General features: G+C 47.7%; 7 protein-coding genes and 1 pseudogene. 6 read left to right on the forward strand and 2 right to left on the reverse strand.

Annotated elements, in window-relative coordinates:
- Positions 1-1,052: 1,052 nt before the first annotated feature.
- The 5 genes from N7974_RS19400 (at position 1,053) to N7974_RS19420 (ending at position 4,060) form a co-directional block, all read left to right on the forward strand.
- A complete protein-coding gene (locus N7974_RS19400; protein WP_262967193.1) occupies positions 1,053-1,229 on the forward strand; it encodes a CsbD family protein in 177 nt (58 codons plus the stop codon).
- A gap of 96 nt (positions 1,230-1,325) precedes the next feature.
- Positions 1,326-1,643, forward strand: coding sequence for a small metal-binding protein SmbP (smbP, locus tag N7974_RS19405; RefSeq protein WP_262967194.1), 318 nt, complete (start codon positions 1,326-1,328; stop codon positions 1,641-1,643).
- 346 nt (positions 1,644-1,989) lie between these two features.
- A complete protein-coding gene (locus tag N7974_RS19410) occupies positions 1,990-2,961 on the forward strand; it encodes a hypothetical protein (RefSeq protein WP_262967195.1) in 972 nt (323 codons plus the stop codon).
- Positions 2,962-3,119: 158 nt separating this feature from the next.
- Positions 3,120-3,527 (forward strand): BON domain-containing protein, encoded by a 408-nt coding sequence (locus tag N7974_RS19415; RefSeq protein ID WP_262967196.1) that lies wholly within the window; start codon positions 3,120-3,122, stop codon positions 3,525-3,527.
- Positions 3,528-3,544: 17 nt separating this feature from the next.
- On the forward strand, positions 3,545-4,060 hold the full coding sequence (locus N7974_RS19420; protein WP_262967197.1) for a hypothetical protein: 516 nt from the start codon (positions 3,545-3,547) through the stop codon (positions 4,058-4,060).
- A gap of 766 nt (positions 4,061-4,826) precedes the next feature.
- Here N7974_RS19420 and N7974_RS19425 read toward each other — a convergent pair.
- A pseudogene (locus N7974_RS19425) lies at positions 4,827-5,303 on the reverse strand (IS5 family transposase); the annotation flags it as partial.
- A 274-nt stretch (positions 5,304-5,577) separates the two neighbouring features.
- Entirely contained in the window at positions 5,578-5,784 is a 207-nt protein-coding gene (locus N7974_RS19430; RefSeq protein WP_394813134.1) for a transposase, read from the reverse strand.
- A 209-nt stretch (positions 5,785-5,993) separates the two neighbouring features.
- Between N7974_RS19430 and N7974_RS19435 the strand changes: the two genes are divergently transcribed.
- A partial coding sequence (locus N7974_RS19435) for a sensor histidine kinase (protein ID WP_262967198.1) occupies positions 5,994-8,437 on the forward strand: 2,444 nt, incomplete at its 3' end.

Below are 8,437 nucleotides of genomic sequence, written 5' to 3' on the forward strand. Positions count from 1 at the left end.
AGGGCAGTATGCTGGATTTGAAAACCATCTTCAGAGCCCGAAAATACACGCAGCGGATTATTAATTCGCTGGACAAAAATGATGACACATTTTTAATCGACGACCGTATCTTCCAAGCCGCAGAAATCGGTAGGATTCATGCAAGAGTGGCTTAAATTTTGGCGAAGGTATTGATAGTTACTGTTACATATTTAAGTACAAAATCAATACATTATTAACAAGTTTTTGCACGATCTAAAACTGAATTTAAAGCGCTAATTGATATTTTGAATTTTTAGCCCAATACATGAATTTTACAATTAATTCTATTCTTGTAATATTCAATAACTTATAAAAAATATTATTACCTGTTTTAAAATCTATATTTCATCTGTAAGCCCCTAATACCAAGGGCTCAAAGGGTGTCGTGGAACAAACCGTTCTTTTGGTTAATTAACCCCAATTAGTCCGGTCATTACGCTGGTGGAAACTACTTACCAAAAAGGCGTAAGGATGACGAAGAAGGCCTTTAACGCATTTGTCAACAGAATAGATCGGGACGCATTATTGCCAAAATACTACTTGACCATCAGACCTCATGCTTAAAGAGGTGTCAATTGGGGGGTATTTATTGCGATTTGCTTTACACAGCCGCCTGTTGTTGCATATCGAGACTCTATTGTTGGCGGGTTCCGGATACCAAGGGATACACAAACACTATAAGAACTCGACTCTGCCTGTTAAAAAGAAAAAAGGCCAACCGCTTTCGGCAGAAGACAAAGCCGGTAATAAGGTGCTATCAAAATAGCGTATTTTTATTAAGCATGTTAATTCTCGATACAAAATCTTCAGGATTACCAAAGATGTTTATCGGGGCAAGCATAAGCATTACTCTCTGACATGGAATTTAGTGGCTGCTTTTGTTAACTTACGCTATGGTTGTATTTAGAAAAGATGTCTAATGTTCGTTACCGCACCGACCGACATCAGTTTTGCGTGTAATACTTTAACTGAGCGATAGAAAACAGCATTCCACGCTCTGGACATGGCTAAATAATAATCAGGAGACACTCATGAACAAAGATCAAGTAAAAGGTAGAGTCGAAGAAGTAAAAGGTAAAGTTAAAGAAGCCGCTGGCGTGATACTGGACGATAAGGGTATGGAAATTGAAGGAAATATCCAAAAGAACATCGGCAAAGTTCAGAAGGGTCTTGGTGATCTTCAGGATGATATTAAGAAAGACAAATAACCTGCACTGCTGAGCTGTGCAGGTGAGTTATGACAAACCGGCATGTGCTGCATGGCAGTAACCTGATACTCTCAAATATTTTTACAGGAAATGAATATGAAACTTACTAACATGAAACTCACCGGTTTATGTGCAGCCACAGCTTTGACCTTAGCCTCGTTTGGCGCTTATGCCGGGGAAAGCCACATGGCTGAAGCGCTCAAGCACGCGGAAGCCGCAGCCAAAGCCGACGATGCAAAAGCTATCACCGAACATGCGGAGGCTGCGAAGGCCCATGCCAAAACCGCCGATGAACACTTGGATGCAGGCATCACGAGCATGAATGATGCTATAGATCACGGCAAAATGAAGCATGCCGACTTGGCGAAAAAATCCGCCGAAGAAGCCGTAACACATTTGAAAGCTGCGCAATAAACGCGCGGAGGGTTAATAATCTGCCGGTTTTTTGTACATATCCCAAAATTGCAGCACCGACAGCCATTAACCTGAAACAGGCAGTTACGCACCGCAGAGGCACAGAGCTCAATAGGTATCAAAGATTTGGGTTCATCCACCACTTGCTTTCATACTTCATTGGCGCTCTATATTTTTCGTTTTCAGGAACAACCTTTATCCGGTGGCAACGAAGGAGTATGGCCGGCTACTGCGGCTACTGCTTGAGTTCTTAAACGGCAACATATTCATCGCTATGTGCGATGGCATACAGACTCGGGCAGGCGACTCGTTCAACAATTTCTCAAACTCAACCCTGTGGAGACTCATGATGACTAATCCTAATATCTCAGCCGCTGACGAATACCCAGAACCCATACAAATTCAAGCAAGCGCAGTATCGTGGGGCGCCATCGTTGCGGGAGCCACCGCCGCTGCTGCCCTGTCGCTGATCCTTTTGATGTTGGGAACAGGTTTGGGTCTGTCTTCAGTTTCACCGTGGGCATTCAGCGGCGTAAGTGCAACGACCTTTGGTGTATCGACCATCCTGTGGCTCACCTTCACGCAACTCGTTGCTTCCGGAATGGGGGGTTACCTCACCGGCAGACTGAGAACAAAGTGGGTTGCGGTGCATACGGATGAGGTCTACTTCCGCGACACCGCGCATGGCTTCCTGGCTTGGGCGGTCGCCGCGCTTGCGACCGCTGCGTTACTCACTTCGGTGATTGGGTCGATCGTCAGCGGTGGAATTAAGGCGGGGGCCTCTGTGGCTGGAGACGTTGCCACCGGCACGGCGGTCGGGTCTGAGATGGCGAAGCCCAACTACGACAGTGGTCCGATGGGATACTTCGTAGATTCGCTGTTTCGAAAGGACATCAACGCGTCTGCATCCGTCCCGGATATTGCCGGAAGCGATGCTATTCCAGAAGGGCATCCAAAGCCAATCCCTGCCGGGTCCGCGCTTGAAGTTACCCGCATCTTCATGAACTCCATTCGCACAGAAACTCTGCCCGCAGAAGACATTCGGTACGTCGGCCAGATTGTCTCGCTGCGCACCGGCCTGACTCAGCAGGACGCGGAGAAGCGAGTGATTGATACGTATGCACACCTACAGATCAAGCTGCGTGATGCGGAAACCACGGCGAAAGAGGCTGCTGACAAGGGTCGCAAGGCTTCCGCCTATGCGGCGTTGTGGCTCTTCATATCGCTGCTTATTGGTGCATTCGTCGCCAGCTTCGCGGCCACAATCGGTGGTCGTCAACGTGACATGCAATTATTACCCATACATCCAACTTACTAAGGAGGCTAGCAATGCGCTCAATACTCTTGTACTTTCTCGGCATCCCCATCCCCATCATCATTCTGATTGCGTTGTTCGTGCGTTGAATCAGAAGGATAAATCCGGCATGGATGTCATTCAAATATCTTGAAAAAAACACTTATATGTAGGAGATTACTATGTCTATACGATTACTGTTAACTATGTTGGCTTTAACGGGCAGTTTAATGCTGACGGCCGGAACTGTTCAAGCCGAACAGAATGACGCAATTTATCTGGCGGCCGACTCGGCATTAGAAAATACCGAGATCAATGCCCGCGACAAGAACAATACTACGCTAACTCCAGAAGATCAAAAAGAAACCAAAAAGGATATAAAAATCACGGCCCACATACGTAAAGCCGTGGTTAGGGATAAGTCGCTATCAATTGATGCGCAGAATGCAAAAATTATCACCCGTAGTGGCGTGGTAACCTTGCGCGGGCCTGTTGCAAATGAAGCTGAAAGCAAGAAGCTCGAAAAAATAGCCAAGAAAACGCGTGGTGTAGTGAAGGTAGATAATCAACTTGAAATTAAAGCGCCATAAAGGCCCAGGAGAACGACATGACTAAAGCAGTTTTTTGTATCGCCCAAAATCTCGAACAGGCAGAGAGCATTGTTCATAACCTGAACACAGCGGGTTTTTCAACCAATGATATTTCTGTGCTGTTTCCCGACAAATCCACGACCAAAGATTTTGCTCATGAAAAGCACACCAAAGCGCCGGAAGGGGCGGCTATTGGCGGGTCAGTGGGTTTAGGCACTGGCGCTGTAATTGGCTTGTTAGCCGGAATTGGCGCTCTGGCTATTCCAGGCGTCGGTCCGTTAATCGCCGCAGGACCCATTATGGGAGCCCTGAGCGGTGCAGCAGTAGGTGCGGCCACTGGCGGTTTGGCAGGCGCTTTAATCGGGTTGGGTATTCCTGAGTATGAAGCCAAACGCTATGAAGGAAAGATTAAGGGCGGGAGTGCCTTGATTTCTGTCCATACGGATAGCAGCGAAGAGTGTGAAAAGGTGAAAAAAATCTTTGATCAGGCTCATGCAGAGGATATTTCATCGACAGGGGAATCGTCGGTCTAAATTGACAAAGCGACAAGCTATCTATTAATAAATGCTAGTAAAGTTAAGTCTATGATTTAGCATAACTTCCAAAATTCTCCTGTGTTGGATTTGCAACTCCGGGTAAAGAAACCGTTTAACAAGCTTATCGGCTACAACTATTTTGGGTGAGTTTAAACAAACGATCGATTTGTTTCATAGGATTTTTAACGGTGACAAGTCGTAAACTTCCGGTGTATTGCCGCCGCACTACGGACGGTGCTTCATTATTCGATTAATACCTAAAATTACAGCTTTTTTGATAAGAAAATATATAGAAATATCAGACCTTTTTATCTAACTTTCCTTATCGTTTAAACGTTCGTTTTTTATATGTGTTCTGGGTTACTGTTACCAATGATGATTACGGATGGTTTAGACTTCCCAAAAAAGTGTAGGTTTGACAAGATTAACATTGGGAAGTCGAAAAGTAGACCAAAGCCTCGCCAGATATGCCTTTGTAAGAAATCCTATGAAACAAATCTGTCGTTTGTTTAAACGTACCCTATTTTGACAATTTAACCGTGCCATTTGAAACTACTTTAGTTGGGACAGATTTTTTTTCAAGCGGAATGCAGGTTACAGGGTTGCTTTGCGAACAGGATTTAACTGGGACATTAGCGTTATTGATTAATATTGCTAATGACATCAAACCTACAAGCCATATATGACCAGTGTTACAGAGCGACTTTACGCAGTGTCGGGTAGGAACAGCGTATTACTAGGTTCTGTTGACGTTTCACCTCAGCTATAAAAGCACCGAGGAAAATGACAGCATCCCCATGTAATTAATAGCTTTTTTCTCATATCGTGTAGCAATTCTGCGATAGTGCTTGAGCTTACCGAACATACATTCAATGGCATGCCGCTCCTTATAATGCCAATAATCGCACTCAATATCTTCTTTTCGGTTCGATTTAGGTGGGATAACCGCTTTTATTTCACGAATGGCTAACCACTCCCGCAACTCGTTCGTGTCGTAGGCTTTGTCTGCTAAAACGGCTGAAGCATTAACATTTTCCAATAAAGATATGGCTTGCTTGCATTCAGCCTCCTGCCCACCTGTCAGGATGAATTTGATGGGCATGCCCAAGCCATCACAAAGTGCGTGAATCTTACAACCAAACCCACCTTTGGAACGCCCAACCGCTTCATTCTCAGCAGAACTATATGCCGCTCCAGCTGCGCAGGCAGGTGCTCTAATAACTGAACCATCCATAGAAACATCTTGTAAATCAGAGTTTTAAGAAAGATGGCAGTAACTTCTCATTAGTTGCAGGTAGATTATAAATCAATGACTTACGTGGCCATAAAATTGAAAAATCATGCCTTTTCTCATAAAGATTAATTGTAACTCATTGATTTCTCATTATCTGGTACTAAAAAAAACGAATTTTAGTGAATTTCCAGAGCGCTAACTTATTGAAAAATAAGCTTACCTGTAACTAATGAGAAGTTACAGATGGCAGAGAATTTCAACCCCATATGCTATTGATGCACTAACGTGAAAAACGCTTGAAGATGCTATTCCATTTACCATACGTTGACGGTAATACACGCCACTGTGCTCCCGTACGTAATATCCACAAAATGGCATTAACAAACTGCCTGCAAATATCGGGTAAACCGATATGAACTCCAGGCAACTTTTTTAAGCTTACCAAAATACGAGTCCACTCTTCATCACTTAATTTTATCCGCTTCATTTCATTCAAAACGGCTTATTCTACCGGATTGGTGAAACGTCAACAGAACCTAGATATAGACAATATCATTACATTGAATTATTGTTATCCAGTGGTGTGTTTTGAAAGGATTAAAAAACACTATATACTGATAGCCACTAACCGATATGTTAGTTCTCGGGCAGCCTCCTAGACAGACATAAGCAATTAAACTAATCGGGCTACCCGCCATGCTTACCGCACTTAGAACGCTTGAATGGTCTATTTTCCCACGCTACGCGGCTTTGCTGGTGGCGGTCCTGGGTCTAACGGTGCTCGTCGGCTGGGTGCTGGATGTGGCGCTGATCAAGAACCTGCTGCCCGGTATGGTGACGATGAAGGCCAATACGGCGCTGTGTTTTCTGTTGGCGGGCTGCGCGCTGTTTTTGCACCTGCAAACACACGGCTGGCAACGCCTGGTGCAAGGCATGGCACTGGTTGTGTCGGCCATCGGCATCGCCACCCTGGGAGAATATCTGTTCGCTTGGCAACTGGGCATCGACCAGCTATTGTTTCGCGAGCCGGTCGGCGCAGTATACACGCTATATTTGGGCAGGATGTCGGTGTATGCCGCCTTGGGTTTTGCCGCAGTCGGCTTTGCCCTGCTTGCTTTATCCAGACAAACCTTGCGGCTACCGACGCAACTGGCGGCGGCATTGACGCTTCTTGTCGGCGTCGTGCCGCTACTCAGCTACCTAGGGAACGTCAGCTCACTAGATACCGCCAGCGACACCACACCCATGGCAGTAACCACTTCGCTTGGACTGCTGCTGCTTGGCGTCGCTCTGCTGCTGGTCTCTTTAACCAGCAGCCGTGCCACGCCGCCGCTTAAAACGGTCGAATCCAAAGTATTGTTGGGTTTTATCGGCGCCATGCTTTTGATTTTGATGGGCAGCGCTATCGCCTACCGCGCCGCCACGAGTTATGCCGAATCTGCGCATTCAGTGGCGCATACGGAGGAAGTGCGCGCCAAGCTGAGCGATCTTTACAGCAGCATTGTGGAGACCGTATCGGCACACCACGGCTACCTGCTGACCGGGGAAAAAAGCCTTCGAGCGCATCATGTCCAGCTGGCTGAGTCTATACCCACACTTTTGGAGACCCTTACCCAATTGGTCAAGGACAACCCGACTCAGATGCGCAGTCTGGCAACCCTACGGTCCCTCATTGAACGGCGATTGCAGATTTTGGCCAAGGTCATGGCGATGTATGACTCTCAGGGACTGATGAGGGCACAGCAAGAGATGATCGACGAGAAAGGTCTTGAAATCATGAGCAACATCTTCACCGTGATCAAGACGATGGAAACTTATGAAATCCAGCTACTCAAGGAGCGTCAATCCGCCACCGAGCAGACGCGCAAATTCTCCCTAGGTTCCATACTATTCACTTTGCTGCTTGCGATGGCTTTGCTCACCCAACTGTTTCTCAGCATCCGGCGCGAAATGGCTGCACGCGACAAGGCTGAAGGTTACGACGGTACACACCGGCGTGCGCTGCTGCTATATTCCGCCCATTTCGACCGCGAGGATATCCTGCACGGTTTGCTCAATCTGTTAGCAGAGCGCCACTCTTGCCCGGTATCGGCCTTTTATGCCTATGAAGAATGGCATGGCATACTCATCCGCAAGGCTGCCTACGGTCTGCCCGCCGACACGCCAGATAGCTTCCGCTTGGGCGAGGGCCTGGTTGGCGAGGCCGCGCAATCGGGCCTGGCCGTGTATGTGACCGACCCCGGCAGCGGGCTGCTGACCATCGCCACTGGTATTGGCAGCATCAACCCCGCCGCCCTGCTGGCGGTGCCGGTGACTTACCGCGAGCAGCGTCAAGGCGTGCTGGTGCTGGCATCGATCACACCGCTTTCAGAGCAGGATCGCATTTTTATCGAGCTTATCACCAACCAACTGGGCGTCGCCCTCAACAACCTTAAGCAGTTCAAAGACCTCAAATACCTGGCGGAGCAATTGCGAGAGCGCAGCAACGAAATCAGCCAGAAAAATCTACAACTCGAAGAAGCCAACCGCACGAAAAGCGAGTTTCTCGCCAACATGTCGCACGAGCTGCGCACCCCGCTCAATGCCATCATCGGCTTTTCCGAGGCCCTGAAGGATGGCTTGATGGGCGAACTGACAGAAAGCCAGCGTGAATACATCGAAGACATCTACACCAGTGGCGAACATTTGCTCTCACTCATCAACGATATCCTGGATCTCGCCAAGGTGGAAGCCGGTAAAATGACGCTGGAACTGGAGCCAGTTTCCGTCAATGCCGTGTTGAAGAACAGTCTGAGCATGGTCAAGGAAAAGGCCCTTAACCACCGCTTTAAACTGGCGCTGGATGCCGATACCGAGATGCCTGAGATCATCGCTGACGTACGCAAGCTCAAGCAGATTATCTACAACCTGCTATCCAATGCCGTCAAATTCACGCCCGATGGCGGGGCTATCTCGCTCGGCGCGCATCGCGTGGACGACATGCTAGAGATAGCCGTCACCGATACCGGTATTGGCATCGCCCCAGAGGATCAGGCAAAGCTGTTCCAGCCTTTCACCCAGATCGACAGCACACTTTCGCGTCAATATCAGGGCACGGGGCTCGGACTGGTCATGGTCAAACGCTTGGCTGAGTTGCATGG

Source organism: Methylobacter psychrophilus (assembly GCF_025583945.1).
Lineage (GTDB): Bacteria > Pseudomonadota > Gammaproteobacteria > Methylococcales > Methylomonadaceae > Methylobacter_C > Methylobacter_C psychrophilus.

Excerpts from the sequence above, each read along its gene's own strand:
- N7974_RS19400 (WP_262967193.1), top strand. The coding sequence starts at position 1,053 with ATGAACAAAGATCAAGTAAAAGGTAGAGTCGAAGAAGTAAAAGGTAAA.
- smbP (WP_262967194.1), top strand. The coding sequence starts at position 1,326 with ATGAAACTTACTAACATGAAACTCACCGGTTTATGTGCAGCCACAGCT.
- N7974_RS19410 (WP_262967195.1), top strand. The coding sequence starts at position 1,990 with ATGATGACTAATCCTAATATCTCAGCCGCTGACGAATACCCAGAACCC.
- N7974_RS19415 (WP_262967196.1), top strand. The coding sequence starts at position 3,120 with ATGTCTATACGATTACTGTTAACTATGTTGGCTTTAACGGGCAGTTTA.
- N7974_RS19420 (WP_262967197.1), top strand. The coding sequence starts at position 3,545 with ATGACTAAAGCAGTTTTTTGTATCGCCCAAAATCTCGAACAGGCAGAG.
- N7974_RS19430 (WP_394813134.1), bottom strand. The coding sequence starts at position 5,784 with ATGAAGCGGATAAAATTAAGTGATGAAGAGTGGACTCGTATTTTGGTA.